Origin of the sequence: Nocardioides nematodiphilus (genome assembly GCF_020216525.1) — a bacterium.
GTDB classification, from domain to species: domain Bacteria; phylum Actinomycetota; class Actinomycetes; order Propionibacteriales; family Nocardioidaceae; genus Nocardioides; species Nocardioides nematodiphilus.
Genome location: NZ_JAIWOY010000007.1, coordinates 1 through 26,129 on the forward strand (window position 1 = coordinate 1; position 26,129 = coordinate 26,129).

At 71.5% G+C, this 26,129-nt stretch carries 25 protein-coding genes, 1 tRNA gene and 1 rRNA gene; 26 read left to right on the forward strand and 1 reads right to left on the reverse strand.

Annotated features, from left to right (window positions below; translation table 11 throughout):
• Positions 1-115: 115 nt before the first annotated feature.
• From rrf to KSO98_RS12455, 15 genes are all read left to right on the forward strand, one after another.
• Positions 116-232, forward strand: a 5S ribosomal RNA gene (rrf, locus tag KSO98_RS12385).
• 182 nt (positions 233-414) lie between these two features.
• Entirely contained in the window at positions 415-777 is a 363-nt protein-coding gene (locus tag KSO98_RS12390) for a single-stranded DNA-binding protein (RefSeq protein ID WP_225285921.1), read from the forward strand.
• A gap of 4 nt (positions 778-781) precedes the next feature.
• Positions 782-1,777, forward strand: a complete 996-nt coding sequence (locus KSO98_RS12395) for an HAD-IIA family hydrolase (protein WP_225285922.1) — start codon at positions 782-784, stop codon at positions 1,775-1,777.
• A 10-nt stretch (positions 1,778-1,787) separates the two neighbouring features.
• A complete protein-coding gene (locus KSO98_RS12400) occupies positions 1,788-1,949 on the forward strand; it encodes a hypothetical protein (RefSeq protein ID WP_225285923.1) in 162 nt (53 codons plus the stop codon).
• 6 nt (positions 1,950-1,955) lie between these two features.
• Positions 1,956-2,792 (forward strand): TlyA family RNA methyltransferase, encoded by an 837-nt coding sequence (locus tag KSO98_RS12405; RefSeq protein ID WP_225285924.1) that lies wholly within the window; start codon positions 1,956-1,958, stop codon positions 2,790-2,792.
• 14 nt (positions 2,793-2,806) lie between these two features.
• A complete protein-coding gene (locus tag KSO98_RS12410; protein ID WP_225286098.1) occupies positions 2,807-3,739 on the forward strand; it encodes an NAD kinase in 933 nt (310 codons plus the stop codon).
• Positions 3,739-5,493: a DNA repair protein RecN gene (gene recN / locus KSO98_RS12415; protein ID WP_225285925.1), complete on the forward strand. Its 1,755-nt coding sequence runs from the start codon at positions 3,739-3,741 to the stop codon at positions 5,491-5,493. The genes KSO98_RS12410 and recN overlap by 1 nt, the downstream gene beginning before the upstream one ends.
• A 66-nt stretch (positions 5,494-5,559) precedes the next feature.
• On the forward strand, positions 5,560-6,708 hold the full coding sequence (gene steA, locus KSO98_RS12420) for a putative cytokinetic ring protein SteA (RefSeq protein ID WP_225285926.1): 1,149 nt from the start codon (positions 5,560-5,562) through the stop codon (positions 6,706-6,708).
• Positions 6,705-7,610 (forward strand): copper transporter, encoded by a 906-nt coding sequence (locus KSO98_RS12425; RefSeq protein WP_225285927.1) that lies wholly within the window; start codon positions 6,705-6,707, stop codon positions 7,608-7,610. The genes steA and KSO98_RS12425 overlap by 4 nt, the downstream gene beginning before the upstream one ends.
• A gap of 11 nt (positions 7,611-7,621) precedes the next feature.
• Positions 7,622-9,346 carry a CTP synthase gene (pyrG, locus tag KSO98_RS12430; protein ID WP_225285928.1) on the forward strand — a complete coding sequence of 575 codons (1,725 nt, stop codon included), beginning with the start codon at positions 7,622-7,624 and terminating at the stop codon, positions 9,344-9,346.
• The gene (locus tag KSO98_RS12435) at positions 9,346-9,933 is read left to right on the forward strand and encodes an NUDIX domain-containing protein (protein WP_225285929.1); all 588 of its coding nucleotides are present in this window, start codon (positions 9,346-9,348) and stop codon (positions 9,931-9,933) included. The genes pyrG and KSO98_RS12435 overlap by 1 nt, the downstream gene beginning before the upstream one ends.
• Positions 9,934-9,942: 9 nt before the next feature.
• Positions 9,943-11,076, forward strand: coding sequence for an alanine dehydrogenase (ald, locus tag KSO98_RS12440; protein ID WP_225285930.1), 1,134 nt, complete (start codon positions 9,943-9,945; stop codon positions 11,074-11,076).
• Entirely contained in the window at positions 11,076-12,014 is a 939-nt protein-coding gene (gene xerD / locus KSO98_RS12445) for a site-specific tyrosine recombinase XerD (RefSeq protein ID WP_225286099.1), read from the forward strand. Before ald ends, xerD begins: the two co-directional genes overlap by 1 nt.
• Positions 12,011-14,575 carry a DEAD/DEAH box helicase gene (locus KSO98_RS12450; RefSeq protein ID WP_225285931.1) on the forward strand — a complete coding sequence of 855 codons (2,565 nt, stop codon included), beginning with the start codon at positions 12,011-12,013 and terminating at the stop codon, positions 14,573-14,575. The genes xerD and KSO98_RS12450 overlap by 4 nt, the downstream gene beginning before the upstream one ends.
• A 38-nt stretch (positions 14,576-14,613) precedes the next feature.
• Positions 14,614-15,762 (forward strand): Kelch repeat-containing protein, encoded by a 1,149-nt coding sequence (locus tag KSO98_RS12455; protein ID WP_225285933.1) that lies wholly within the window; start codon positions 14,614-14,616, stop codon positions 15,760-15,762.
• Here the strand turns inward: KSO98_RS12455 and KSO98_RS12460 are convergent.
• Complete coding sequence (locus tag KSO98_RS12460) at positions 15,759-17,762, reverse strand: S53 family peptidase (RefSeq protein ID WP_225285934.1); 2,004 nt, start codon at positions 17,760-17,762, stop codon at positions 15,759-15,761. The two genes, KSO98_RS12455 and KSO98_RS12460, sit on opposite strands and share 4 nt — an antisense overlap.
• A 150-nt stretch (positions 17,763-17,912) precedes the next feature.
• Here KSO98_RS12460 and KSO98_RS12465 point away from each other — a divergent pair, with 150 nt between their 5' ends.
• From KSO98_RS12465 to KSO98_RS12515, 11 genes are all read left to right on the forward strand, one after another.
• Positions 17,913-18,845 (forward strand): ParA family protein, encoded by a 933-nt coding sequence (locus KSO98_RS12465; protein ID WP_443680815.1) that lies wholly within the window; start codon positions 17,913-17,915, stop codon positions 18,843-18,845.
• Positions 18,827-19,171 carry a hypothetical protein gene (locus KSO98_RS12470; RefSeq protein ID WP_225285935.1) on the forward strand — a complete coding sequence of 115 codons (345 nt, stop codon included), beginning with the start codon at positions 18,827-18,829 and terminating at the stop codon, positions 19,169-19,171. The genes KSO98_RS12465 and KSO98_RS12470 overlap by 19 nt, the downstream gene beginning before the upstream one ends.
• A complete protein-coding gene (locus KSO98_RS12475; RefSeq protein WP_225285936.1) occupies positions 19,168-20,046 on the forward strand; it encodes a segregation and condensation protein A in 879 nt (292 codons plus the stop codon). Before KSO98_RS12470 ends, KSO98_RS12475 begins: the two co-directional genes overlap by 4 nt.
• The gene (gene scpB / locus KSO98_RS12480) at positions 20,039-20,707 is read left to right on the forward strand and encodes an SMC-Scp complex subunit ScpB (protein WP_225285937.1); all 669 of its coding nucleotides are present in this window, start codon (positions 20,039-20,041) and stop codon (positions 20,705-20,707) included. The genes KSO98_RS12475 and scpB overlap by 8 nt, the downstream gene beginning before the upstream one ends.
• On the forward strand, positions 20,700-21,458 hold the full coding sequence (locus KSO98_RS12485; protein WP_225285938.1) for a pseudouridine synthase: 759 nt from the start codon (positions 20,700-20,702) through the stop codon (positions 21,456-21,458). Before scpB ends, KSO98_RS12485 begins: the two co-directional genes overlap by 8 nt.
• A 72-nt stretch (positions 21,459-21,530) precedes the next feature.
• Positions 21,531-21,914 (forward strand): chorismate mutase, encoded by a 384-nt coding sequence (gene aroH, locus KSO98_RS12490; protein ID WP_225285939.1) that lies wholly within the window; start codon positions 21,531-21,533, stop codon positions 21,912-21,914.
• On the forward strand, positions 21,907-22,977 hold the full coding sequence (locus KSO98_RS12495) for a prephenate dehydrogenase (RefSeq protein WP_225285940.1): 1,071 nt from the start codon (positions 21,907-21,909) through the stop codon (positions 22,975-22,977). The genes aroH and KSO98_RS12495 overlap by 8 nt, the downstream gene beginning before the upstream one ends.
• 10 nt (positions 22,978-22,987) lie before the next feature.
• Positions 22,988-23,692 carry a (d)CMP kinase gene (cmk, locus tag KSO98_RS12500; RefSeq protein ID WP_225285941.1) on the forward strand — a complete coding sequence of 235 codons (705 nt, stop codon included), beginning with the start codon at positions 22,988-22,990 and terminating at the stop codon, positions 23,690-23,692.
• Between the two features lie 76 nt (positions 23,693-23,768).
• On the forward strand, positions 23,769-24,551 hold the full coding sequence (locus KSO98_RS12505; protein ID WP_225285942.1) for a lysophospholipid acyltransferase family protein: 783 nt from the start codon (positions 23,769-23,771) through the stop codon (positions 24,549-24,551).
• A gap of 5 nt (positions 24,552-24,556) precedes the next feature.
• Entirely contained in the window at positions 24,557-25,939 is a 1,383-nt protein-coding gene (gene der / locus KSO98_RS12510; RefSeq protein ID WP_225286101.1) for a ribosome biogenesis GTPase Der, read from the forward strand.
• A gap of 65 nt (positions 25,940-26,004) precedes the next feature.
• Positions 26,005-26,078 (forward strand) — tRNA-Pro (locus KSO98_RS12515).
• Positions 26,079-26,129: the final 51 nt, after the last annotated feature.

A 26,129-nucleotide genomic window follows, 5' to 3' on the forward strand; every position in this document is an offset into this window, starting at 1 on the left:
CAAACGCTCAACAAAACCAACAAACGCATAAACTGCGCAAAGTGTTCGCGTCCACGAACCAACGTTCACCACGGTGACCATTTGTTTTCCGATACCGAGTGTGTCGGGCAAGGGTTACGGCGGTCATAGCGTAGGGGAAACACCCGGTCCCATCCCGAACCCGGAAGTTAAGCCCTACAGCGCCGATGGTACTGCAACCGGGAGGTTGTGGGAGAGTAGGACGCCGCCGGACATATATTGAGGTCGAGAGCCCCATCAGACGCGAGTCTGATGGGGCTCTCCCGCATTTCCGGGACGATATCGAGCCATTTGTTCTCCACAGCAGTGCGCCATCGCCGGGCTTTCCACAGGCGGTCGGCGACCGGGTGCCAATGTCGGCAGCCCCGGGCAGGCTGGTGCTGGAGGTGATGCCCGATGGGCGCACGCAAGAGCAGCGAAGAGACGCTTGACGTCGTGAACGACGTCCACCTGATCGGCCGGCTCTCTGCGGCCGCGGAGAGCCGCACTCTGCCGAGCGAGGCGGTGATGTGCACCTTCATGGTGATCGTCGACCGCCGGGACTCCGATCTGCGCTCCAAGCAGCGTGTGGACGTCCTCAGCTGCATCGCGTGGACGCCGCGGTTGCGTCGCCAGGTGATGACCTGGGTCGAGGGCGATGTCGTCGAGGTCGAGGGTGCGTTGCGCAAGCGCTTCTTCCGTACCAGCGGGGGCGCGACCGGCTCCCGGGTCGAGGTGGAGGTGCGATCCGCCCGTCGGGTACGGCGCGTGGCAGCATGACGCCATGCTGAAGGCGACCGATCGCGCGCTCTGCGAGCTGTACGACCTGGCCATGCTCGACCTCGACGGCGTGGTGTACATCGGGGGCCATGCGGTCCCAGGAGCCGCCGATGCCATCGCGTCGGCGCGACGCCGGGGGATGAAGGTCGCCTTCGTGACCAACAACGCGGCCCGTCCTCCTGCGACCGTCGCCGAGCACCTGCGTGAGCTCTCGATCGACGCCGCGTCGGAGGACGTCGTCAACTCTGCCCAGGCAGCGGCCGGCGTCCTGCGTGGGCGCTTCGGCGCGGGTGCACGGATCGCGTACCTCGGCGCCGCCGGCCTGGATGAGGCACTACGCGAGGCTGAGCTGGTTCCCGTGGGCGTGGACGACGACGCGGACGCGGCGGCCACCGGCTACGGGCCGGACGTGCCCTGGCGCGACATCATGCGACTCACCACCCGCATCCGAGACGGGCTGCCCTGGGTCGCCAGCAACACCGACGGGAGCCTCCCGACCCCGTACGGCACTGCGCCCGGTCACGGCGTCATGGTGGACATGATCTCGAGGTTCGCGGAGGTCCGGCCCGAGGTGGCCGGCAAGCCGTCTCCGCCGCTGCTGCAGGAGACCATCCGCCGCGTCGGCGGTGAACGTCCCCTGATGGTGGGCGACCGGCTGGACACCGACATCGCCGGCGGCGCGGCCGTCGAGGTCGACACGCTGCTGGTGATGACCGGCATCACCGGCCTGACCGAGCTCATCGAGGCGACCGCGGAGCTGCGCCCGACGTACATCAGCGCCGATCTGGGCGGATTGGTCGCGCCGCAGCCGCAGGTGACGGTCGAGGAGGACCGCTGCGCGCTCAGCGGCTGGACCGCCTCCGTCACGGACGGCACTCTCGAGGTGAGCGGCGAAGGTGATCCCGGGGATTGGTGGCGCGTGGTCGCAGCCGTGGCCTGGAGCTGGTCGGATGCTCACGGCAGCGCGCCGGACACGGGTCGACTGACCCCGCCCCGGTAGCCTCTGCGCCATGAGTGAGCAGGTTCCCGAGCGCACCGGCGTCGCTGCCGTCGATGCGGCGATCGACGCTGTGGAGGCGTTGGCGGTCGCCCCGGTCGCGGAGCACGCCGCGGTCTTCGCGAGTGTGCACGACACCCTGCGCCGCGCCCTCGACGCCGATCCGGAGGCCTGAGCCTCCGTGCCTCGCCGACTCCGCCTCGACGCCGAGCTGGTGCGCCGGAACCTGGCCCGCTCCCGTGAGCATGCCAGCGACCTGATCGCCGCCGGCCGCGTCACCGTCGCCGGTGCCCGCGCCACCAAGCCGGCCACCGGCGTCACCACCGATGCCGCGATCGTCGTGCGGGAGGACCCGAACGACCCCGACTACGCCTCGCGCGGCGGCCACAAGCTCGCCGGCGCCCTCGAGGCGTTCGCCGCCCTCGGCCTCAGCGTCGAGGGCCGCCGCTGTCTCGATGCCGGCGCCTCGACCGGCGGCTTCACCGACGTGCTGCTGCGCCACGGCGCCCGTGAGGTCGTCGCCGTCGACGTCGGCTACGGCCAGCTGGTCTGGCGACTACAGCAGGACCCGCGCGTCATCGTCCACGACCGGACCAACGTGCGCGAGCTCACCACCGAGCTGATCGACGGTGCGGTCGATGTCATCGTCGGTGACCTGTCCTTCATCTCGCTGGAGCTCGTCCTCGACGCGCTGATCGGCGTCACCGCTCCCGACGGAGACCTGGCGCTGATGGTCAAGCCGCAGTTCGAGGTCGGCAAGGACCGTGTCGGGCGCGGTGGCGTGGTCCGGGACGAGGCGCTGCGCGCCGAGGCGGTCAACGCCGTCGCCGCGGCAGCCGCGACCCGTGGCTGGGGAGCCCGCGCGGTCACGACGAGCCCGCTGCCCGGCCCGTCGGGCAACATCGAGTACTTCCTCTGGCTGCGCCGTGGTGCAGCGACGATCAGTCCGGAGGAGATCGACGCCGCGGTCCGCGCCAACGTCGGACTGTCGGTCCCGGATGAGAAGGTGGATCCGTGACTGAGAGTGCACCGATGAGCGCGGGGGACCGCCGCATCCTGATGCTGGCCCACACGGGCCGCGAGGAGGCGCGTCAGGTCGCGCTCGCGTGCCTGAAGGCGCTGATCGCGCACGGCATCACGGTCCGGATGCTCCGCACCGAGATCGAGGAGTTCGGGCTCGACCCAGCCATGGACGGGCTCGAGGCCGCCCCCGGTGCGGAGGGCGCCGCAGTCGGCTGCGAGCTCGCCCTGGTGATCGGCGGCGACGGCACGATCCTGCGGGCCGCGGAGGTCACCCACGGCAGCCGGACGCCGGTGCTCGGCGTCAACCTCGGCCATGTGGGCTTCCTCGCCGAGGCCGAGGTGGAGGACGTCGAGTCCACCATCGAGGCGATCGTCGCACGTCGCTACACGGCGGAGGACCGTCTGACCCTCGACGTCCGGGTGTTCCACGGAGGTGACGAGGTCTTCCGTACCTTCGCGGTCAACGAGGCCAGCGTCGAGAAGGCGGCGCGCGAGCGGATGCTCGAGGTCGTCGTCGAGATCGACGGCCGACCCCTCTCGCGGTGGGGCTGTGACGGCGTGGTCTGCGCGACCCCGACCGGCTCGACCGCCTACAACTTCAGCGCCGGCGGCCCGATCGTGTGGCCCGGTGTCGAGGCGCTCCTGATGGTCCCGATCAGCGCCCACGCCCTCTTCGCACGGCCGATGGTGGTCGCGCCTACCTCGATGTTCGCCATCGAGGTGATGGCGACCGCGGCCGGCACCGGCGTGCTGTGGTGCGATGGCCGGCGTGCGGTCGATCTGCCGCAGGGGGCCCGCATCGAGGTCACCCGCGGCGCCGAGCCGGTCCGGCTGGTCCGGCTGCACCAGGCGCCCTTCACCGACCGGCTGGTGGCGAAGTTCGGGCTCTCCGTCGAGGGCTGGCGCGGAGCCGGCGAGCGCCGGCGGAACGGAGGCAGCTGATGTTGGAGGAGCTGCGGATCAGCTCGCTCGGCGTGATCGACTCGTCGACGCTCGAGCTCGGTCCCGGACTGACCGTCATCACCGGTGAGACCGGCGCCGGCAAGACCATGATCGTGACGGCGCTCGGCCTCCTGCTCGGCGGCCGCGCTGATGCAGGGGCGGTGCGTCGCGGAGCCAAGACCGCGCGCGTCGAGGGCGTGGTCGACGCGCGCTCGCTGCCCGACTTCGTGACCGCGACCGACGAGGCCGGTGGCGAGGCGGAGGACGGCCGGGTGCTCCTGGCCCGTACGGTCGCCGCCGAGGGCCGCTCGCGCGCCTTCGCCGGTGGCGCTTCCGTCCCGATCTCCACGCTGGGGGACCTCGCTGCGCCGCTGGTCGCGGTGCACGGCCAGTCCGACCAGCACCGGCTCCTCCAGCCCCGTGCCCAGCGGGAGGCCCTCGACCGCTTCGGTGGCGCCGAGGTCGAGGCGCTGCTCTCCGCCTACCGCGACACCTACCGCCGCCTCAACGACGTCGAGTCCGAGCTCGACGAGGTGCGCAGCAACGCCCGTGAGCGTGCCCGTGAGGCTGACCTGCTCCGGTTCGGCCTCGACGAGATCGAGAAGGTCTCGCCGGTCGCGGGGGAGGACGCCTCCCTCGCCACCGAGGAGACCCGGCTCGGCTTCGCCGACACCCTGCGCACCGCCGCCGAGCAGGCCCGCGAGGCGCTCTCCAGCGAGGAGGGCGGCCCGGACGCCCTCGGTGCGACCTCGGCCGCACGGCGACTCCTCGACGGCGTCCGCGACCACGACACCGAAGCCGCCGCGCTCGCGGACCGGCTCGCCGAGATCACGTACCTGCTCTCCGACCTGGCCGCCGACGTGGCCTCGTACGCCAGCGCCATCGACACCGACCCGGCCCGGCTGGCGACGGTGTCCGAGCGGCGCGCGGCCCTGACGGCGCTGACCCGCAAGTACGGCGACACCATCGATGAGGTGCTGGCCTGGTCCGAGACGTCCGCGCAGCGGCTGCTCGCGCTCGACGGCACCGACGAGCGGATCGAGGCGCTCGCCGCCGAGCGTGCCGAGCTCCGCGTGGCGCTCGGCGAGCAGGCCGCCGCGCTGAGCGCTGCCCGTACCGCGTGCGCCAGCCGACTGGCCGCGGAGGTCACCGCCGAGCTGGCGCTGCTCTCCATGCCGCACGCCCGACTCGCGATCGACGTCCGTCAGCACGACGCCGGCGAGGCCGGCGCCGCCGGCGGGCGTGAGCCTCTCGAGGTGGCCGGACGACGACTGCGCTTCGGGTCCTCCGGCGTCGACGAGGTCGAGCTGCTGCTCGCCGCCAACACCGGCTCCGAGCTGCGCCCGCTCGGCAAGGGCGCCTCCGGTGGCGAGCTCTCTCGCGTGATGCTCGCGCTCGAGGTGGCCCTCGCCGGCACCAGCCCGGTCCCGACCTTCGTCTTCGACGAGGTCGACGCCGGCGTCGGCGGAGCCGCCGCGGTCGAGATCGGTCGCCGCCTCGCCCGGCTCGCCCGCAGCTCCCAGGTCCTGGTGGTCACCCACCTGCCCCAGGTCGCCGCGTACGCCGACACGCACGTCGCGGTCGAGAAGGCCAGTGACGGCAGCGTCACGACCTCGGGCCTGACGGTGCTCGACGACGCGGCCCGGGAGCGCGAGCTCTCCCGGATGCTGGCCGGCATGGCGGAGTCCGACACGGCCCTCGCGCACGCCCGCGAGCTCCTCGAGGTCGCCCGCACGGCCCGCTCGGAGCGCTGAGGACCGACACACCCGGGACTCCGCGTCCGCTGACGCGGCGGGGTCGGATGTGAGGATTGCTCGGTCATGAAACTGCGTACCCGGACCGATCTGCCCACCCTGCCCGGCCTCGCCGGCACGCTCCGTGTCGGTCGGCCGACACGCTCCCTGCTCGCTCGGCTCCGACCGGGCGACATCGCCGTGGTCGACCACGTCGACCTCGACCGCGCCACCGCCCAGCGGATGCTCGACTCCGGCGTGGTCGCGGTCATCAACGCCCAGCCGATCTCCTCTGGCCGGTTCCCCAACCAGGGCCCCCAGCTGCTGGTCGACGCCGGCATCCTGCTGGTCGACAGCGTCGGGGAGGGCGGCTTCGGCGCGCTGGGCGACGGCCGTGCGGCCCGGATCGAGGACGGCATCGTCTACGACGGCGAGCAGCGCCTGACCACGGGCCGCGTCGTCGACAAGGCCGTCATCGAGACGCAGATGGCCGAGGCCCGTACGGGCATGGCCTCCCAGCTCCAGACCCTCACCCACACCAGCACCGAGCTGATCCGGCGCGAGGAGGACGTGATCCTGCACGGGGTCGGTCTGCCCGTGCTCGACGCGCGGATCCGCGATCGGACCGTGCTCGTCGTCGCCGACAGCGGCCAGACGGCCGCGCAGCTGCGCGGCATGCGCAGTTTCCTGCGCGAGCAGCGCCCCACCGTGGTGGCGACCGCCCCGGCCGTCGCCGCAGTGCGCGCGGCCGGCCTGCGCGCAGACGTGATCGTGGTGGGCGCGGGCGAGGACCTGCCCGACGCCAAGTCGCTGCGCGGCGCACGCGACGTCGTGCTCTGCGGCACCGGCACCACGCACGACGACGGCCTGGCGCGCCTCGGCACCGCGCCGCATCGGGTGCTGAGCAGCCTCGGCTCTCGCGAGATCGCCGTGCTCTCCGCCCACGTCGCCGATCCGCGCGTGATGATCGGCGTCGGACTCGGCGCCGGGTTGGCCGATGCGCTCGATCATGATCGAGACGGCGCCGCCGGTGCCTACCTGAGCCGGCTGGCCGCCGGCCCGCGACTGGTCGACGCAAGCGCGGTTCCCACCCTCTACTCGGGAAAGGTGCGGGTGCACCACATCCTGCTCGCGCTCCTGATCTGCCTGGTCGCGGTCACCGCCGCGATCGCCACCACCGACGTGGGCCACGACTGGCTCCGCGACGCCCTCGACCGGATCGGAGTCGCGCGATGATGCGCCGCGCCCTCGTCCCGCTGATCGCCGTGTGCACCGCCCTCGGGGTGGGCATCGCCCTCGGCGGCGGGCCCCTGAGCGACCGCGGCGACGCCGGCACCGCGACCGGCTACGTCAGCGGCAAGGCCCACGACGACCTCCTCGCCCAGGCCAAGGCCGGCCAGAAGCTCGCCGCCGCGACCGCCCCGATGCTCGTCCACGGCAAGCTCACCGGCAAACCGGTCGCGATCGCCGCGTTCCCGGGCGCCCCGCAGAGCGTGCTCGACGCCGTGGCCGGGCAGGTCGCCGCCGCCGGCGGCACGGTCACGAGCACCGTCCACATCACCGGGGCGGCCACCGACCCGGCGAACAAGTCCTTGGTCGACACCCTCGGCAGTCAGATGGCGACCCAGGTCCACGGCGTCGTCGACGCCGCCCAGCCGCCGTACGTGCGTCTCGGGCAGCTCCTCGGCGGTGCGGTCGCGACGACCAGCACCCCCGCTGCGCCGAGCGCGGATGCCGCGACCACGCTCGCGACCCTCGCCGAGTCCAAGCTCGTCTCCATGGGTGCAGCCGGCCAGGCCAGCGACGCCCAGCCGACCGTGCAGAGCAGTGCATCCCTGCTGCTGGTCGTCCTCGGCGACCACGTCGACCCGACGATCCTCGCCGGCATCGTGCAGGGCGCCGCCACCCGCGCCCACGGCGTCGTGGTCGCCGGCAGCACCGGGTCCGGTCTCCGCGGCGACCTCAAGCGCCTGCGCGCCCACGACCTCGGCGCGCAGGCACCGGTCGTCGCCACCGTGGACGGCGACGAGACCAACATCGGTCAGGTCGGCGCCGTGCTGGCCCTCGCCCACCAGATCGCGGGCGGCGGCGGAGCCTATGGCGCGTCAGGAATCGATGGAGTGGCTCCGCTCGGATAGGATCAAGGTCCATGAAGTCGGGCGCCCAGACCAAGCATGTTTTCGTCACGGGAGGCGTCGCCTCCTCTCTCGGTAAGGGCCTGACGGCTTCCAGCCTCGGTCGCTTGCTCCGCTCACGCGGCCTGCGTGTCACGATGCAGAAGCTCGACCCGTACCTCAACGTGGACCCGGGCACGATGAACCCGTTCCAGCACGGCGAGGTCTTCGTCACCGAGGACGGCGCCGAGACCGATCTCGACATCGGCCACTACGAGCGCTTCCTCGACACCGACCTGGTGGGCAACGCCAACGTCACCACCGGTCAGGTCTACTCCAACGTGATCGCCAAGGAGCGCCGCGGTGAGTACCTGGGCGAGACCGTCCAGGTCATCCCGCACATCACCAACGAGATCGTCGACCGCATCCTCGCGATGCACGGCGACGACATCGACGTGTGCATCACCGAGATCGGCGGCACCGTCGGCGACATCGAGTCGCAGCCCTTCCTCGAGGCCGCCCGCCAGGTGCGCCAGCGGATCGGCCGCGACAACGTCTTCTTCGTGCACGTCAGCCTGGTCCCGTACATCGGCCCCTCCAAGGAGCTGAAGACCAAGCCCACCCAGCACTCGGTGATGGCGCTGCGCCAGATCGGCATCCAGCCCGATGCCATCGTCTGCCGCGCGGACCGCGAGCTGCCCGAGGGCATCAAGCGCAAGATCGCGCTGATGTGCGACGTCGACGAGGAGGCCGTGGTCACCGCCGCCGACGCCCCGTCGATCTACGACATCCCGAAGGTCCTGCACCGCGAGGGCCTCGACGCGTACGTCGTGCGCAAGCTCGACCTGCCGTTCCGGGACGTCGACTGGTCCATCTGGGACGACCTGCTCCGCCGGGTGCACCACCCCAAGGAGGAGATCACCGTCGGCCTGGTCGGCAAGTACATCGACCTCCCCGACGCCTACCTCTCGGTCGTCGAGGCGCTGCGCGCCGGCGGTTTCGGCAACGAGGCCAAGGTCAACATCCGCTGGATCGCCTCCGACCTGTGCGACACCCCGGAGGGTGCCCACAAGCACCTGCACGACGTAGACGCGGTCTGCGTCCCGGGCGGCTTCGGCATCCGCGGCCTCGAGGGCAAGGTCGGCGCGCTCACCTACACCCGCACCCACGGCATCCCGACCCTCGGCCTGTGCCTGGGCCTGCAGTCGATGGTGATCGAGTACTCGCGCAACGTCCTGGGACTCGAGAAGGCCGCCTCCACCGAGTTCGACCCGAACACGCCGGAGCCGGTCATCGCGACCATCGAGGAGCAGAAGGCGTACGTCGAGGGCGCCGGTGACCTGGGCGGCACCATGCGCCTCGGCTCCCAGCCCGCCGACCTGCAGAAGGGCTCGATCGCCGCGGAGGTGTACGGCGCCACCCGCGTCGAGGAGCGCCACCGCCACCGCTACGAGGTCAACAACGACTACGTCGCCCGCCTCAGCGAGGCCGGCCTGGTCATCTCCGGCACCAACCCGGACAACGGCCTGGTCGAGTTCGTCGAGCTGCCGCGTGAGATGCACCCGTACTACATCGCGACGCAGGCCCACCCCGAGCTCAAGTCGCGCCCGACCCGGCCGCACCCGCTCTTCAAGGGCCTCGTCGCTGCCGCGATCGCGCGCCAGAAGGACCAGCGCTTCCCGATCGACGAGTCCAAGCTGTACCGCGAGCCCGAGCAGGACGCCCCGGCCGAGGCCGCTGTCGTCGCCGACGCCGAGTGATGGCGCACGGGAACGGCGAGGTGCGCGACGAGCCGCAGCAGTGGCCCGTCGTCTCCTCGACCGACCTGCACCGCGACGACTGGGTGATGGCGCTGCGCCGCGACACCCTGCGCGACCTCGACGGTGAGGGCACCTTCTCCCGGCTCGTGATGGAGCACCCTGGTGCGGCCGTGATCGTCGCCCTCGACGCGGAGGGCCGGGTGCTCTGCCTCAAGCAGTACCGCCACCCGGCGCAGATGCGGTTCATCGAGCTGCCGGCCGGACTGCTCGACGGCGAGAACGAGTCGCCGCTCGACGTCGCCCGGCGCGAGCTGCAGGAGGAGGGCTCCTACGCGGCCGCGACCTGGCGCCCGCTGACCGCGGCCTACTCCTCCCCGGGGCTGATCTCGGAGAAGATCCACTACTTCCTCGCCACCGACCTCACCGCGGTGGATCGCGGCGACTTCGTGCTCGAGCACGAGGAGGCCGACATGGAGCTGATGTGGGTCCCGTTCGACGACCTGCACGCTGCCGTGCTGGCCGGTCAGGTCAGCGATGGACCACTTCTGATCGCGGTTCTGATGGTGCGGGCGCTCGGACTGGCGTAAGACTGTGGCATGACCACGATCGGTGTGCCCAAGGAAGTCAAGAACAACGAGTACCGGGTCGCGATCACGCCAATCGGCGTGCACGAGCTCGTCGCCCACGGACACACCGTGGTGATCGAGCAGGGAGCCGGACTCGGCTCCTCGATCCCCGACGAGGAGTACGTCGCCGCTGGGGCGCGGATGCTGCCCAGCGCCGACGAGGTGTGGGGGAGCGCCGAGGTGGTGCTCAAGGTCAAGGAGCCGATCGCCGAGGAGTATCACCGGCTACGACCTGGACTGACCCTCTTCACCTACCTCCACCTCGCCGCCGACCCGACCCTGACCCGTGAGCTGCTGGCCAAGCAGGTCACCGCGATCGCGTACGAGACGGTGCAGCTGCCGTCGGGCGGCCTGCCGCTGCTCTACCCCATGTCGGAGGTCGCCGGCTGCCTCGCGCCGCAGGTCGGGGCGTACTGGCTGATGCGCGCCCAGGGCGGACGCGGCGTGCTGATGGGCGGCGTCGGCGGTGTCGCCAGCGCCAAGGTCGTCATCATCGGCGCCGGCGTCTCGGGGCAGAACGCCGCCAACATCGCGCTCGGCATGGGCGCCGACGTCACCCTGCTCGACACCGACCTGGACAAGCTGCGGATGTCGTTCTGGCGCTACGACAACCGCGTGCACGGTCTCGTCTCCTCCAAGCTCGCGCTCGAGGAGCAGGTCAAGCAGGCCGACCTGGTGATCGGTGCGGTGCTGATCCCGGGCGCCGCCGCCCCCAAGCTGGTCAGCAACGAGCTGGTCGCGCAGATGAAGCCGGGCTCGGTGCTGGTCGACATCGCGATCGACCAGGGCGGCTGCTTCGAGGACTCGCGCCCGACCACGCACGCGGACCCGACGTACCCGGTGCACAACTCGACGTTCTACTGTGTGGCCAACATGCCTGGCGCCGTACCGAACACCTCGACCTACGCCCTGACCAACGCCACCCTGCCGTACGTGGTCGCGGTGGCGGACCGGGGCTGGCGGGGCGCATGCCAGGCTGATCGCAGCCTCGCGCTGGGTCTCAACACCCACGCCGGCGAGCTCACCAACGCCCCCGTCGGCGCAGCCGTGGGCATCGATGCCGTCTCGATCGAGAGCGTCCTCGACCAGGCGGGCGCCTCCTGATCACGACCGTCGCGCCGAGCACCGCCGTCCGCACCTACCTCGACCACCTCTCGGTCGAGCGCGGCCTGGCGGAGAACACGCTCGCCTCCTACCGTCGTGACCTGCGGCGCTACCTGGCCTACCTCGACCAGGTCGGGATCACCGACCTCTCGGGCGTCTCCGAGGCCACGGTGACCGAGTTCCTGGCGCGCCTGCGTGAGGGCGACGCCGACCACCAGCCGCTGTCGGCGACCTCTGCTGCGCGGACCGTGGTGGCCGTACGGGGCTTCCACAAGTTCGCCCTGGCCGACGGGATGGTCACCCTCGATCCTGCAGGGGCGGTCCGCCCGCCGCGCCCGGCCAAGCGGCTGCCCAAGGCGCTCCCGCTCTCCGACGTCGAGGCGATCCTCGAGGCCGCCGGCGAGCCGGAGACGCCGCTGACCCTGCGCGACCGCGCCCTGCTGGAGGTGCTCTACGGCACCGGCGCCCGCATCTCCGAGGCGGTCGGGCTCGACGTGGACGACCTCGACCTGCCGCCCGGCGAGCCCGGCGGCACCGTGCTGCTGCGCGGCAAGGGCGGCAAGGAGCGCCTGGTGCCGCTCGGCTCGTACGCCCGCACGGCGGTCGAGGCCTACCTCGGCCGCTCGCGTCCCGGCCTGGTCGCGTCCTCCACCCCCGGTGGCGCGCTCTTCCTCAACTCCCGCGGCGGCCGGCTCTCGCGGCAGTCGGCCTGGACCGTCCTGGTCCGCGCCGCCGACCGCGCGGGCGTGAGCGCCGACGTCTCGCCGCACACGATGCGGCACTCCTTCGCCACGCACCTGCTCGACGGCGGCGCCGACGTGCGCGTCGTGCAGGAGCTGCTCGGCCACGCCTCGGTCACCACCACCCAGATCTACACCCTGGTCACCGTCGACAACCTCCGCGAGGTCTTCGCGACCGCCCACCCCCGCGCACGATGAATGAGAAGACTGCTGTGAGCACCTGGCCGCCGAACGCCGGCACGAGCACCGACGACGTGTACGAGGCGATCACCGCCTACGTGGAGGGCCGCGGACTCGAGCTCTACCCGCACCAGGACGAGGCGATCATCGAGCTGCTCGGCGGCGCGAACGTCGTGCTGGCGACTCCGACCGGCTCAGGCAAGTCCCTGGTCGCGCTCGGCGCCCATGCCGCCGCTCTGGCCAGCGACCGGGTGAGCTTCTACACCGCCCCGATCAAGGCGCTGGTGAGCGAGAAGTTCTTCGATCTGTGCTCGGTCTTCGGCGCCGAGAACGTCGGCATGCTCACCGGCGACGCGTCGGTCAACGCGGACGCCCCGATCATCGCCTGCACCGCGGAGGTGCTGGCCAACATCGCCCTGCGAGAGGGCTCGCGCGCCGACATCGGGCTCGTGATCATGGACGAGTTCCACTATTACGGCGAGCCCGATCGCGGCTGGGCCTGGCAGGTGCCGCTGCTGGAGCTGCCGCAGGCCCAGTTCCTGCTGATGTCGGCGACGCTGGGCGACACCCGTGAGCTGCGCGAGGACCTGACCCGCCGCAACGGCCGCGAGTCGGTCCTTGTCGACCAGGCCGAGCGCCCGGTGCCGCTGAGCTTCACCTGGGCCATGACCCATCTTGCTGAGACGCTCGAGGAGCTGGTCAGCACCGGTCAGGCCCCGGCCTACGTCGTGCACTTCACCCAGGCCGCGGCCGTCGAGCACGCCACCGGGCTGCTCAACGCCGGGTGGATCACGCCGCCGGACAAGGACGCCCTGGCCGAGCGCCTGGCGGACGTACGGTTCGCGGCCGGCTTCGGCAAGACGCTGGGCAAGCTGCTGCGCAAGGGCATCGGCGTGCACCACGCCGGCATGCTGCCCCGCTACCGCCGCCTCGTCGAGCAGCTCGCCCAGGCCGGCCTGCTCCGGGTCATCTGCGGCACCGACACGCTCGGCGTGGGCATCAACGTCCCGATCCGCACGGTCCTCTTCACCGGTCTGGCGAAGTTCGACGGCCGGCGCCAGCGGATCCTGCGCACCCGTGAGTTCCTCCAGATCGCCGGCCGCGCCGGGCGCGCGGGCTACGACACCCACGGCTACGTGGTGGTCCAGGCGCCCGAGCACATCATCGACAACGAGAAGGCCAAGGCGAAGGCCGCGGAGCGGCAGGCCGCGGGCAAGAAGAACTCCAAGGCGCAGCTCAAGAAGCCGGCCGACGGCACGGTGGTGTGGAACGAGGCCGCCTTCACCCGCCTGGTCGAAGGGCAGCCCGAGCCGCTGCAGAGCCGGATGAAGGTCGACAACGCGATGCTGCTCAACGTGGTCGCGCGCGACGAGGACGCCTTCGCGGTGATGCGTCGCCTGGTGATGGAGAACCACGAGTCCCGTCGCGAGCAGCTCCGGCTCGCGCGCCGCGCTCTGCGGCTGGCGCGCTCGTTGGTCTCCTCGGGGATCCTCACCCGCCTCGACGAGCCCGACGCGTACGGGCGCCGCTACATCCTCACCGAGGACCTGCCCGCCGACTTCGCGCTCAACCAGCCGCTCGCACACTTCGCGCTCGCCGCGCTCGACACCCTCGACCCGGAGTCGCCCGAGCACACCGTGGAGGTGGTCTCGGTGATCGAGGCCGTCCTCGAGCCGCCCCGCCAGCTGCTGCTCGCCCAGCAGTTCACCGCCCGGGGCAAGGCCGTCGAGGAGATGAAGGCCGACGGCATCGAGTACGAGGAGCGGATGGAGCTGCTCGAGGAGATCACCTGGCCCAAGCCCCTCGCCGAGCGCCTCGAGGCGCTCTACGAGGTCTACCGCGGTGGCCACCCGTGGCTGCCCGAGGACGCGCTCGACCCCAAGTCGGTCGTGCGCGAGATGTACGAGAACGGGATGAGCTTCACCGACATCGTCGGCCGCTACCAGCTCGCCCGCTCCGAGGGCCTGGTGCTGCGCTATCTCACCGACGCGTACCGGACGCTGTCCCACACCCTGCCCGCCGCGGTCGTGACGCCCGAGCTCGAGGACCTCATCGCGTGGCTGGGGGAGACGGTCCGCCAGATCGACTCCTCGCTGCTCGACGAGTGGGAGGCACTCAACGATCCGGCGCACGTGCGCGAGGACGTCGCCCACCACGCCCCGCCGCCCCCGCCGCGCGCGCTCTCACAGCAGGGCCGGGCCTTCGAGGTGATGGTCCGCAACGCGATGTGGGCCCGCGTCGACGCCGTCGCGCGTGACGACCTCGATGCGCTGATGCGGCTCGAGCGGGCCGCCGCGGACCGCACCGACCCGCCGGGCGAGGTCGTGATGAAGCGGACCGACTGGGACGACGCGCTCGAGGAGTACTACACCGAGCACAAGTCGGTCGGCACCGCCGGCGACGCCCGCAGCCCGAAGATGCTCGCCACCCGCGACGAGGGCCGGCTGCGGCACGTCACCCAGACCCTCGACGACCCCGCCGGCCACCACGACTGGGTGATCGAGGCGGTCATCGACCTCGAGGCCACCGACGACACCGGCGAGCTCGTGCTGCGCACCGAGGCGATGCGACGGCTGTGATCGGGAACCTCCAGCGCGTCTCGCGGCGTCCTGGAGGTATGCCATCCCTGCTGGCCCTGGCCGTTCCGGCCGTGCTGCTCCTCGGGTTGTCGGCGTGCGCGCAGCAGGGCCACACCGACGGGCCCGACCTCGCCGACCCTGGCGCCGGTCCTGGCACATGGACCGAGATCACCGGCTCGCCGCTCTCGGGACGCGATGACCCGGTGGTCGCCAATGTCGCGGGCGAGCTGGTCGTCGTCGGCGGCTACGCCGGTCCGGGCTGCCCGCCGGGCGCGGACTGCGCGTACGTGCAGGACGACGAGCGTGACGGGGCCGCCTACTCCTTCACGACCCACACCTGGCACGCCATCGCGGACGCACCCGAGCCCGTCGCGGGATGGACCTCGCCCGCCGTCGTCGGCGACCGGCTCTACCTGCTCGTCGAGGGCGCGCTCCTCAGCTGGGACAGCAGCGAGGACGCGTGGCGCGAGCGACCGGTGCCGGGGCACGCCCGCGGTCGCGGTCTCGACCTGACGGTCGATGGTCGTCGGCTGATCCTCACGTCCGGATCGGACGAGCACGGTGTCCTCCCCGACCGGACCTTCGACACCCGGACCGGTGAGTGGTCCGAGCTCCCGCCGAACCCGCTCGCACCGTCGTTCGACCGCACCATCACCGCGACGCCGGCCGGGCTGGTGCTGACCGCAGACGCGCTCGACGCCGGGGGCAACCCGGTGGACCCGTCCCTCGTCCACGCCGCGGTGCTGGCGCCGGGCGCGACGACCTGGCGCGAGCTCCCGCTCACCGGTCAGCTCGCCAGCGGTCCGTGGTCGTGGACGGGCACGCGCCTGGTCGCGCCGGTCCTCGGTGGCGCCGACGGCGGCGAGGTCGACGACTACGGCCGGACGATCCCGTTCGGCGGCCGTCTCGACCCCATGAGCGGCGCGTGGAGTCCGTTGCCCCCTGCCCCGACCGAGGGCACCCGCGCCTGGCCGGTGCAGGCGCTCGCCGGCGCGAGGATGGTCATGGCGGGCTGGCTCTACGACGACGCGGCCGGGACCTGGACCCGCCTCCCGCGCCCCGCGGAAGCGCCCGAGGAGCCGGGGCCCGCGATCTGGGCCGGGCCCCGGCTCCTCGTGTACGGCGGTGGCAGCTGGCAGGGCGAGACGTACGTCCGCTCGACCAACGCCTGGATGCTCAGCCGCTAGCGGCGGCCCACCTCCTTGAGGTAGCCACCAGTGACCGTGCCGACGCCGGTGACGTCGTCCCAGCCGCGGGTGGTCGTCAGCGAGCTGTCCTCGTCGAACGTGCGGACGCTGGCGAGCAGGCCGTCGTCGGCGTTATAGCCGTTCGCGTAGTCCGAGCGGATGTTGCCGGCGTCGGGGGAGTAGGAGGTGGGGTCGTAGAAGACGCCCGCCTTGCCCGCGAGGCGGTAGATCAGCGGGTTCGCGAAGCCGATCCGGCCTCGGGAGCCCTGCTGGGCGATCGCCTGGGCGCCCGCCATCAGCGGCGAGGCGAGACTGGTGCCGCCGATGCGGTACTCGCCGTAGTGCACGCCCGCCGGACCCCAGACGCTCGCGTCCTCGAAGTCCTGGGTCTCACCCACGCGCATGCCGGTGGTCGGGTCGGCGTCCATCGCGATGTCGGGCACCGCACGGCCGGAGCCGCTGGTGACGACGCCCCGCTGGTAGCTCGGACGGGCGAAGATCTGGCTGAAGCCACCGCCGGCGCCGTAGAGCCAGGTCGCGCCGGACCAGCTGCTGCCGTTGGTCGTGTACTTGGTGGTGCCCCAGCCGGTCTCGAACTGCCGGGAGTTGGCCTGGGTCACGCCCAGGGCGGTGCCGCCCACCGCGGTGACGTACGGGTCACCGGACGGGTAGTCGGGGTGGATGTAGCCGGCGTTCGCCTTCTCGTCCCCGTCGTCGCCGGAGGAGAAGTAGAACCCGATGCCCTGCACCGCGCCCTGCTGGAAGATCGACTGGTAGGCGTCGATCGTGCCCTGGTCGAGCGTCAGGCACGGCGTCTTGGTGGTGCAGCCGTCGGCGGGGTCGTTCGCGATCACGGTCGGCTCGCCCCACGAGTTGGTGACGATCGAGGCCTGGTTGAGCTGCACGACCTTCGACAGCGCGGCGAGCAGGTCGTCGTCGTAGCAGCTGGCCGCTCCGACGTACTGGATGTTCGCGCCGGTGGCCATCGCGTGCACGGCCTCGACGTCGAGCGCCTGCTCGCCGTACCAGCCGTTGCCTCCGCAGTCCTCGATCGGCGTCGGGGTCACGTCGGTGGCGCCCTCGGGGAAGCTGACGTCGCTGAACTGTCCGTCCTTCAACGCCGGGTCCCCGTGCCGGGTGGCGTACGTCGAGGCATCCGCGGCCAGCGAGGAGGAGTCGAAGGCGTCGGTGATCGCCACGGTCTGGCCCGCCCCGGTCTTGTTGGTCGGGATGCCGTACGCGCCGCGCAGCTGTGAGGGGGTGTAGCCACAGACGGCGTACGGGAGGGTCTTGCCGTGGAACTTCGGCAGACCCGTCGCAGCCTTCTGGCCGTAGTAGTCCGAGCAGGGAGTCGCGTTCACGAAGCCGGAGGGCGCGCCGAGGTCGGCGGGCTCGCTCTGGTGGGGCGAGACCTTGTGCCCGGCGGGCGTGAGCCCGGTGACCGCGAGCACCGAGGAGCCGACCGAGTTCGGCACCGAGAGCTGGGAGTCGGGAGCCGGGACGGACTTCCCCTGGAAGCGGTAGGTCGACATCGTGGTGCCGAACGCGTCGGAGACGGCCGAGGCCGAGCCGGAGACCGCGACGAAGTGGTTGTCCGCGCCGACCGCGGTCACGGTGAGACCGGCACCCTTCAGCCAGTCCTCCACCTGCGCCACCTGGGCCTGGGTCGGGGCGAAGCGCGCGACGTACTCGTCATGGGTGAGGTACTGCCCGTAGGAGGCACTCGCCGGATCGCTGACGTCGGCGACCAGCGCCGCGAGACCGCTGCTGTCATGGCCGCTGAGCCAGACCTTCGCGGCGACCCGGGTCGCCGCCGGGAGGGTGCCGGTCTTCTGGAAGGCCCCATGGGTCTGCCAGGCCGGACGACTGCCGGCGAGCTCGTGCCGGCCCGATTGCGAAGCATTGGCCGGCGAAAGGCCGACCATGGCGGATCCGACGGTCGCGATGCCGGCTGCGCCGGCCGCGACGATCGCCAGAACGCTCACCCGAGTGGTGCGCATGATTCTCCTGTCCGCGACATCGCCGAGATGTCGACTGGCCACCGATCCTGCGCCCGGTAAAGACGTTCTGGCAAGAGTCTCGGCACAATCGGGCGCGGCCCTCCCCGGACCGGCCCCATCGCACGAGTAGAGTCGGGCCAACGCGGAGATATGTCGACATATCCCGCACCGATCCGCCTTCCGGAGAAGCAGGAGCATCCGTTGTCCGACGCGTTGCCGTTCGAGTCGCCCATCGCCGAGCAGCTGGGCCCCACCGGGCGCCCGATGCCGGTCTTCCCGGAGCCGGAGCGACTCGAGCGCCACGGCCCCGCCCGCGTGATCGCGCTGTGCAACCAGAAGGGCGGCGTCGGCAAGACGACCACCACGATCAGCCTGGGTGCCGCACTCGGCGAGCTGGGCCGCAAGGTCCTGCTCATCGACTTCGACCCGCAGGGCTCCATGTCGGTCGGCCTCGGCCTCAACCCCAACGAGATCGAGCTCGGCACCTACCAGCTGCTGATGGATCCGGGCATCTCCTTCGACGAGGTCGTCGTGAAGACCAACGTCGACGGCGTCGACCTGCTGCCGGCGAACATCGACCTGTCGGCCGCGGAGATCCAGCTGGTCCACGAGGTCGGCCGCGAGCAGGTGCTGAGCAGCAAGCTCCAGCCGATCCTCGACCGCTACGACGTCATCCTGATCGACTGTCAGCCCTCGCTCGGCCTGCTGACCGTCAACGCGCTGACCGCCGCCGACGGCGTCATCATCCCGCTCGAGTGCGAGTACTTCGCGCTGCGCGGCGTCGCGCTGCTCAAGGACACCATCGAGAAGGTCAAGGGCCGGCTCAACCCGCGCCTGCGCATCGACGGCCTCCTCGGCACCATGTACGACGGCCGCACCCTGCACAGCCGTGAGGTCATGGAGACCCTGGTCGCGGGCTGGGGCGACACCGTCTTCCACACCGTCATCCGCCGAACGGTGAAGTTCTCCGACGCGACCGTCGTCGGCGAGCCGATCACCACGTACGCGTCCACGTCCCCGGGCGCCGAGTCCTACCGCCAGCTGGCCAAGGAGGTGCTCGCCCGGTGGCAGCGCGGCGCGTGAAGGTGCCGGCCGCGGACGACATCTTCCGGGCCACCATCGACCCCGCGCCGAGCGAGCCGGCGCCGGCCGAGCAGAAGCCTGCGAAGAAGGCCGCGCGCGGCACCTCGGGCCGGGTCCGGCACGACGAGAAGATGACCGTCTACGTCACCTCCGACGAGCTGCTCGAGCTCGAGCACGCCCGGCTGACCCTGCGCAGCAAGCACGGCGTCGCGGTCGACCGCGGCCGGCTCGTGCGCGAGGCGATCGCGATCGCCCTGGCCGGACTCGAGGCCGACGGCGAGCAGAGCATCCTCGTACGCCGTCTCGCCGAGCCCGCCGAGGGATGACCACGACCGCGGAGCTCGCTCCGGAGCCGGGCGCCGAGGCCCCCGGCTTCGCCGTACGCCTGACCAACTTCGAGGGTCCCTTCGACCTGCTGCTCAGCCTGATCGCCAAGCACAAGCTCGACATCACCGAGATCGCGCTGGCGACGGTCACCGACGAGTTCATCGCGTACGTGAAGCAGGGCGGCAAGGAGTGGGACCTGGAGCAGACCTCCAGCTTCCTGCTCGTCGCCGCCACGCTGCTCGACCTCAAGGCGGCCCGGCTGCTTCCGCAGGGCGACGTCGAGGACGAGGAGGACCTCGCCCTCCTGGAGGCGCGCGACCTCCTCTTCGCCCGGCTGTTGCAGTACAAGGCGTTCAAGCAGGTCGCCGCCGTGCTCTCGACGCGACTCGCCGACGAGAGCCTGCGCCACCCGCGCGCGGTCGGCCTCGAGGAGCGCTACGCCACCTTGCTGCCGGAGGTGCTGATCGGGATCGGGCTGGAGCAGTTCGCCGCCCTGGCCGCCAAGGCGATGGCCCCCAAGCCCGGGCCGCCCGAGCTGACCTTGCACCACATCCACGCGCCTGCGGTGAGCGTGCGCGAGCAGGCCGGGATCGTCGTCGACCGGCTCCGCAGCCACGGCACGATGACCTTCCGGGCGCTGTGCGGCGACTCCCCGGACACCCTGACCACCGTCGCCCGCTTCCTCAGCCTGCTCGAGCTCTTCCGGGAGGGCGTGATCGGGTTCGACCAGGTGTCGCCGTTGGGAGAGCTGACCGTGCGCTGGACCGGCGACCACGGTGAGGCGGGCAGCGCCGAGATCGATCTCGACGACCTCATCCATGACGAGTTCGACGGGCAGCCCCCGGCTGCCGAGCAGGAGAGCAGCGATGACTGACCAGACCGACCAGACCGACCGGGGCGCCGAGCCCGAGGTCGTAGAGCGGCCCGCGCTCCCACTTCGCCCGGCCCTGGAGGCCGTGCTGATGGTCGCCGACCAGCCGCTGAGCGCCTCGACGCTCGCCACCGCCGTCGACCACCCGTTGGCCGACGTCGAGTCCGCGCTCAGCGCCCTCGCCGCCGAGTACACCGCGCAGGGCCGCGGCTTCGACCTGCGCAACGTCGCGGGCGGGTGGCGGTTCTACAGCCGCGAGGAGTACGCGGCCGTCGTCGAGGGCTACGTCCTCGAGGGCCAGCAGGCCCGCCTCACGCAGGCCGCGCTCGAGACGCTCGCGGTGGTCGCCTACCGCCAGCCGGTCTCCCGTGCGCGGGTCAGCGCGATCCGTGGTGTGAACGTCGACGGCGTCATGCGTACGCTTCTGGCACGCGGCCTCGTCGAGGAGGCCGGTCAGGATCCCGAGACCGGCGCCCATTTGTACCGCACGACCAGCTACTTCCTCGAGCGGATCGGCGTCACCGGGCTCGACGAGCTGCCCGAGCTGGCGCCGTACCTCCCGGAGATGGACGACCTCGACGACGAGCTGGCGGAGATGACGGGGATGAGCGTCGCGCAGCCCGAGCACCACAGCAGCACCGAGCAGGAGCAGACCCATGACTGAGCGCACCGACCTTCCCCTCGACGAGGATGGTCTGATCCGCATCCAGAAGCTGCTCGCGCTCGCCGGCGTCGCCAGCCGCCGCCGCAGCGAGCAGCTGATGCTCGACGGTCTCGTCGAGATCAACGGCGAGGTCGTCAGCCGGCTCGGGGTCAAGGTCGACCCGGCCAAGGACCTCATCCGGGTCGACGGCAAGCGACTGCCTCCGATCAGCGAGAAGGTCTACCTCGCCTTCAACAAGCCCGAGGGCGTCACCTCCACGATGAGCGACCCGCACGCCGCGCGGACGCTCGAGGAGTTCGTCGCCGACCGTCCCGAGCGGCTCTTCAACGTCGGGCGCCTCGACGTCGAGACCACCGGCCTGCTCTTCCTGACCAACGACGGCGACTTCGCGCAGAAGGTCGCGCACCCCTCGTTCGAGATCAAGAAGACGTACGTCGCCGAGGTCACGGGCCAGCTCTTCCCGCGCCACGTCAAGCAGCTGCTCGAGGGCGTCACGCTCGAGGACGGGCCCGTCGACGTCAGCGCGGCCAAGATCCTGCGCGCCACCGACGCCAAGTCGATCATCGAGCTCACCATCCACGACGGCCGAAACCGGGTCGTCCGGCGCCTGCTCGACGAGATCGGGCACCCCGTCACGCGGCTGACCCGCATCCAGATCGGGCCGGTCAAGCTCGGCACCCTGCGGCCGGGTCAGATGCGCGAGCTCACCAACGATGAGCTCGGCGAGCTGCTGGACACGGCCGAACTCTGAGCGGACCAGCCGGTCCGATCCCGGCGGCGACGGTCCGATAGATTTCGCCCAAGCACAACGAGAGGGAACGACGTGGCAGTGCGTGCAGTACGGGGCGCGACCCAGCTCGAGGTCGACGAGCGCGAGCACCTGCTCGAGCGGACGACCGAGCTGGTCACCGAGGTGATGGAGGCCAACGGCCTGACGACCGAGGACTTCATCTCGATCATCTTCACCTCGACCTCCGACCTGGTCTCGGAGTTCCCCGCGTACGCCGCCCGCCAGCTCGGGTTCGACGAGGTGCCGCTGATGTGTGCCCGCGAGCTCGAGATCGAGCGTTCGATGCCGCGCGTGATCCGGCTGATGGCCCACGTCGAGACCGAGATGCCGCGCGCCGAGGTCACTCATGTCTACCTGCACGGCGCCGCCAACCTGCGCCGCGACCTCACCAGGGTGAAGTCCGTACCCGATGCCTGATCAGGCCCTCAGCGGTCCCGTCGAGATCATCGGGACCGGCCTGCTCGGCACCTCGATCGCGCTCGCGTGCCGTCAGGCCGGGCTCGAGGTGCTGCTCACCGACGCCTCCCCGGAGAACGTCCGCACAGCCTCCGGCATGGGTGCCGGCCGGCCGCGGCTCCCCGGTGACCGACCGCAGCTCGTGGTCGTCGCTGTCCCGCCCGCCTACCTGGGCCGCGTCATCGCGGAGGCGCTCAGCCAGGACCCCGACGCGATCGTCACCGACGTCGGCAGCGTCAAGAGCGCTCCGCTCCTCGAGGTAGCCCCCCTGCCCGGTGCCGACCGGTACATCGGCAGCCACCCGATGGCCGGCACCGAGCGCTCCGGCCCCCTGGCCGGCAACGCCGCGCTGTTCGACGGCCGCCCCTGGGCGGTCACACCGCACGCGGGCACGCGTCCCGACGCCACCGCGCTCGTCGAGCAGCTCGCGCTGCTGTGCGGTGCCGTGCCGATCCGGATGGATCCGGCCGAGCACGACCGTGCCGTCGCCCGCATCTCGCACGTGCCGCACCTGATGGCCGTCCTGGTCGCCGGCCGGCTGGCCGGCGCGCCCGCCGACCACCTCGCGCTGTCCGGACCCGGCGTGCGCGACGTGACCCGCGTGGCCGGGGGAGACCCCGAGCTCTACAGCCAGATCGTCACCGGCAACTCCGGTGCGGTCGTCGACCTGCTCAGCGAGGTCCGCCACGAGCTCGATGAGCTGATCTCCGCGCTCCGCGGCGGCGACCGGGGGACCCTGGCCGGCCTGCTGGAGCGTGGCCAGGAGGGCACGCGGGCCATCCCGGGCAAGCACGGCGGACCGCTCAGCCCCACCACGGCGGTCTTCGTCGCGGTCGCCGACGAGCCCGGCGGCCTCGCGCGGCTCTTCGCGGATGCGGGCGCCAGCGGCGTCAACATCGAGGACGTCCGCATCGAGCATGAGCTCGGCCGCCCGGCGGGCCTGGTGGAGCTGGTCGTCGCCGAGGGCAGCGCGGAGCAGCTGCGTACGGCTTTGGAATCCCGGGGATGGGTCGTCCACCGGTAACATCACGCCCGTGAATGAGCGTGGAGCGGCGGCAGGTCAGAGCATCGTCATCGCCGTCGACGGCACCTCGGGCTCCGGCAAGTCCAGCACCTCGCGCGGCGTGGCCGCCCAGCTGGGCCTGCGCTACCTCGACACCGGTGCGATGTACCGCGCCATGACCTGGTGGATGCTCGCCCACGACGTCGACGTCTTCGACGCCGCCGCGGTGGCCGCCCGGGTCGAGGAGCCGGTGATCACCTCCGGCACCGAGCCGCTGGCTCCGGCGATCTCGCTCGACGGCGAGGACGTCGCCGAGGAGATCCGCAGCGAGCAGGTCAACGCGCACGTCTCGCCGGTCGCCACGGTCCCGCAGGTGCGGGCCCGCCTGATCGCGCTGCAACGCGCCGAGATCGAGCAGGCGCTCGCCGCCGGCGTGGGCATCGTCGTCGAGGGCCGCGACATCGGCACCGCCGTGTGGCCCGACGCCGACCTCAAGCTCTACGTCACCGCCGACCCGGCCGCGCGCGCCGCGCGCCGCGCGCTGGAGGAGGGCGGTACGGACGCCGCCGCCGTTCAGGCCTCGTTGGAGAGCCGCGACAGGATCGACTCCACCCAGGGCGGCCTGGCCGTCCCCGACGGTGCCACCCACCTCGACACCACGCCGTACACGCTCGACCAGGTCATCGCGCAGGTCGTCGCGCTGGTCGACGAGTCACAGAAGGCCCGATCGGCATGAGCGAGCGCAGCGAGCTCATCATCGAGCGCTGCGCCCCTCGTGCCTCATGCGCGCACGGAGCGAAGCGAGTACGTGCATGAGCAATGGCCTCCCCGACACGAGCGCTGTCCGGGCGCCGCGCCGGTGGTGGCTGCACACCTTCGCCTGGTTCGGGCGCTGGGCCATCCGGCGCCGTTACCGCGTCACGGTGCACGGCGCCGGCAACGTTCCCGCCTCCGGACCGGTGATCCTCGCCTCCAACCACATCGGCGTCATCGACGGCCCCCTGTTGGCGATCTTCGGTCCGCGCCCGGCGCACGTGCTGACCAAGGACGAGATGTTCCACGGTGTCTCCGGCCGCTTCTTCAGCGCGGTCGGCCAGATCTCGCTGTGGCGCGGCGGTGCTGACCCCGGTGCGATCAAGGCCTGCGTGAAGGTGCTCCGCGATGGCGGCGTGGTCGGCATCTTCCCCGAGGGCACGCGCGGCGCGGGGAGGTTCGACCTGTTCCATCACGGCGCGGCCTACCTCGCGATGGTGACCGGCGCACCGGTCGTACCGGTGACGATGCTCGGCAGCCGCGACCCCGGCGGCGGGCGCAACTCGCTGCCGCGCAAGGGCGCCCACATCGACATCGTGTTCGGCCGGCCGTGGACGACTGAGCAGGTGCCGTGGCCGCGGACGCGGGAACACGTACGGGCTGTCTCGGCGTTGCTCCGTGGGCACCTGCTGGCCCAGGTCGCGCTTGCCGAGGCGCTGACCGGCCGCGATCTTCCGGGAGCGATCCCGGATCCCGAACCCACCACCCCAGACGATGGCGCACGTACCGGCGCCGCTGTAGACGTAGCAACAACCACGGTCCCTGACCAAGGAGCATCATGAGTGACATCACCGACCAGCCCGACGATTTCGACTTCGAGGGATTCGGCGACGGTGAGTTCTCCGGCCCTACGCCGGTGCTGGCCGTGGTCGGCCGTCCCAACGTGGGCAAGTCGTCCCTGGTCAACCGCATCATCGGTCGCCGCGAGGCGGTCGTGGAGGACGTGCCGGGCGTGACCCGCGACCGCGTCTCCTACGACGCCGACTGGAACGGGCGCGCGTTCACCATCGTCGACACCGGCGGCTGGTCCTCGGACGCCAAGGGCATGGCCCTCCGGATCGCCGAGCAGGCCGAGCTGGCGATCAGCCTGGCCGACGCGGTCCTCTTCGTGGTCGACGGCAAGGTCGGCATCACCGACGAGGACGAGGCTGTCGTCCGCGTGCTGCGCAAGGCGAAGAAGCCGGTCGTGCTGGCCGCCAACAAGGTCGACGACCAGCGCACCGAGGCCGAGGCCGCGACGCTGTGGAACCTCGGTCTCGGCGAGCCGTACCCCGTCTCCGCACTCCACGGCCGCGGCTCGGGCGACCTGCTCGACGCGGTCCTGGCCGCGCTGCCCGAGCTCCCCCCGATGCCCGAGGGCCGCGAGCTCGGCGGCCCGCGCCGGATCGCGCTCGTCGGTCGCCCCAACGTCGGGAAGTCGTCGCTGCTCAACCAGCTCGCCGGCCAGACCCGCGTCGTCGTCGACAACGTCGCCGGCACCACCGTCGATCCCGTCGACGAGCTGATCGACCTGGGTGGGCGCACCTGGAAGTTCATCGACACCGCCGGCATCCGCAAGCGGGTCAAGGAGGCGTCGGGCCACGAGTACTACGCGTCGCTGCGCACCACCACCGCGATCGACCGCGCCGAGGTCGCCGTCCTGGTCCTCGACGCCGAGCAGAACATCGCCGAGCAGGACGTCCGGATCCTCCAGACCGTCCGCGAGGCCGGCCGCGCGCTGGTCATCGTCTTCAACAAGTGGGACCTCGTCGACGAGGAGCGCCGCTACTACCTGGAGAAGGAGATCGAGCGCGAGCTCGTCCAGGTCCAGTGGGCGCCGCGCCTCAACCTGACCGCGCGCACCGGCTGGCACATCGACCGGCTCGTCCCGGCGCTGGACAAGGCGCTCGAGGGCTGGGAGACGCGTGTCGGCACCGGTGCGCTCAACACGTTCCTCGGCAAGCTGGTCGCTGAGCACCCGCACCCGGTCCGTGGCGGCAAGCAGCCGAAGGTCCTCTTCGCGACCCAGCCGACCACGGCACCGCCGACCTTCATCCTGTTCACCTCCGGCAAGCTGGATGCGGCGTACGAGCGCTTCATCGAGCGCCGCCTGCGCGAGGAGTTCGGCTTCGTCGGCACCCCGATCGTGCTGCAGCAGCGGGTCCGCGAGAAGCGCAAGCGCAACGGCTGACGGACCCCGATTCTGACCTCCCGGGGGCCTGCGATAGGCTTCGCGAGCCTTCTTCGGAGGGTGTTCGGGCTGTAGCGCAGCTTGGTAGCGCACCTGACTGGGGGTCAGGGGGTCGCAGGTTCAAATCCTGTCAGCCCGACCGAACGAACCGGCTCTGACCTGGGGATACTCCCCAGCGTCAGAGCCGGTT

Coding starts and splice junctions, on each gene's coding strand:
- KSO98_RS12505 (WP_225285942.1), top strand. CDS start 23,769: ATGAGCAATGGCCTCCCCGACACGAGCGCTGTCCGGGCGCCGCGCCGG.
- KSO98_RS12465 (WP_443680815.1), top strand. CDS start 17,913: ATGTCGACATATCCCGCACCGATCCGCCTTCCGGAGAAGCAGGAGCAT.
- KSO98_RS12460 (WP_225285934.1), bottom strand. CDS start 17,762: ATGCGCACCACTCGGGTGAGCGTTCTGGCGATCGTCGCGGCCGGCGCA.
- KSO98_RS12495 (WP_225285940.1), top strand. CDS start 21,907: ATGCCTGATCAGGCCCTCAGCGGTCCCGTCGAGATCATCGGGACCGGC.
- KSO98_RS12475 (WP_225285936.1), top strand. CDS start 19,168: ATGACCACGACCGCGGAGCTCGCTCCGGAGCCGGGCGCCGAGGCCCCC.
- KSO98_RS12400 (WP_225285923.1), top strand. CDS start 1,788: ATGAGTGAGCAGGTTCCCGAGCGCACCGGCGTCGCTGCCGTCGATGCG.
- KSO98_RS12410 (WP_225286098.1), top strand. CDS start 2,807: ATGAGCGCGGGGGACCGCCGCATCCTGATGCTGGCCCACACGGGCCGC.
- ald (WP_225285930.1), top strand. CDS start 9,943: ATGACCACGATCGGTGTGCCCAAGGAAGTCAAGAACAACGAGTACCGG.
- KSO98_RS12435 (WP_225285929.1), top strand. CDS start 9,346: ATGGCGCACGGGAACGGCGAGGTGCGCGACGAGCCGCAGCAGTGGCCC.
- pyrG (WP_225285928.1), top strand. CDS start 7,622: ATGAAGTCGGGCGCCCAGACCAAGCATGTTTTCGTCACGGGAGGCGTC.
- KSO98_RS12390 (WP_225285921.1), top strand. CDS start 415: ATGGGCGCACGCAAGAGCAGCGAAGAGACGCTTGACGTCGTGAACGAC.
- KSO98_RS12425 (WP_225285927.1), top strand. CDS start 6,705: ATGATGCGCCGCGCCCTCGTCCCGCTGATCGCCGTGTGCACCGCCCTC.
- KSO98_RS12485 (WP_225285938.1), top strand. CDS start 20,700: ATGACTGAGCGCACCGACCTTCCCCTCGACGAGGATGGTCTGATCCGC.
- scpB (WP_225285937.1), top strand. CDS start 20,039: ATGACTGACCAGACCGACCAGACCGACCGGGGCGCCGAGCCCGAGGTC.
- recN (WP_225285925.1), top strand. CDS start 3,739: ATGTTGGAGGAGCTGCGGATCAGCTCGCTCGGCGTGATCGACTCGTCG.
- KSO98_RS12395 (WP_225285922.1), top strand. CDS start 782: ATGCTGAAGGCGACCGATCGCGCGCTCTGCGAGCTGTACGACCTGGCC.
- KSO98_RS12455 (WP_225285933.1), top strand. CDS start 14,614: ATGCCATCCCTGCTGGCCCTGGCCGTTCCGGCCGTGCTGCTCCTCGGG.
- KSO98_RS12450 (WP_225285931.1), top strand. CDS start 12,011: ATGAATGAGAAGACTGCTGTGAGCACCTGGCCGCCGAACGCCGGCACG.
- steA (WP_225285926.1), top strand. CDS start 5,560: ATGAAACTGCGTACCCGGACCGATCTGCCCACCCTGCCCGGCCTCGCC.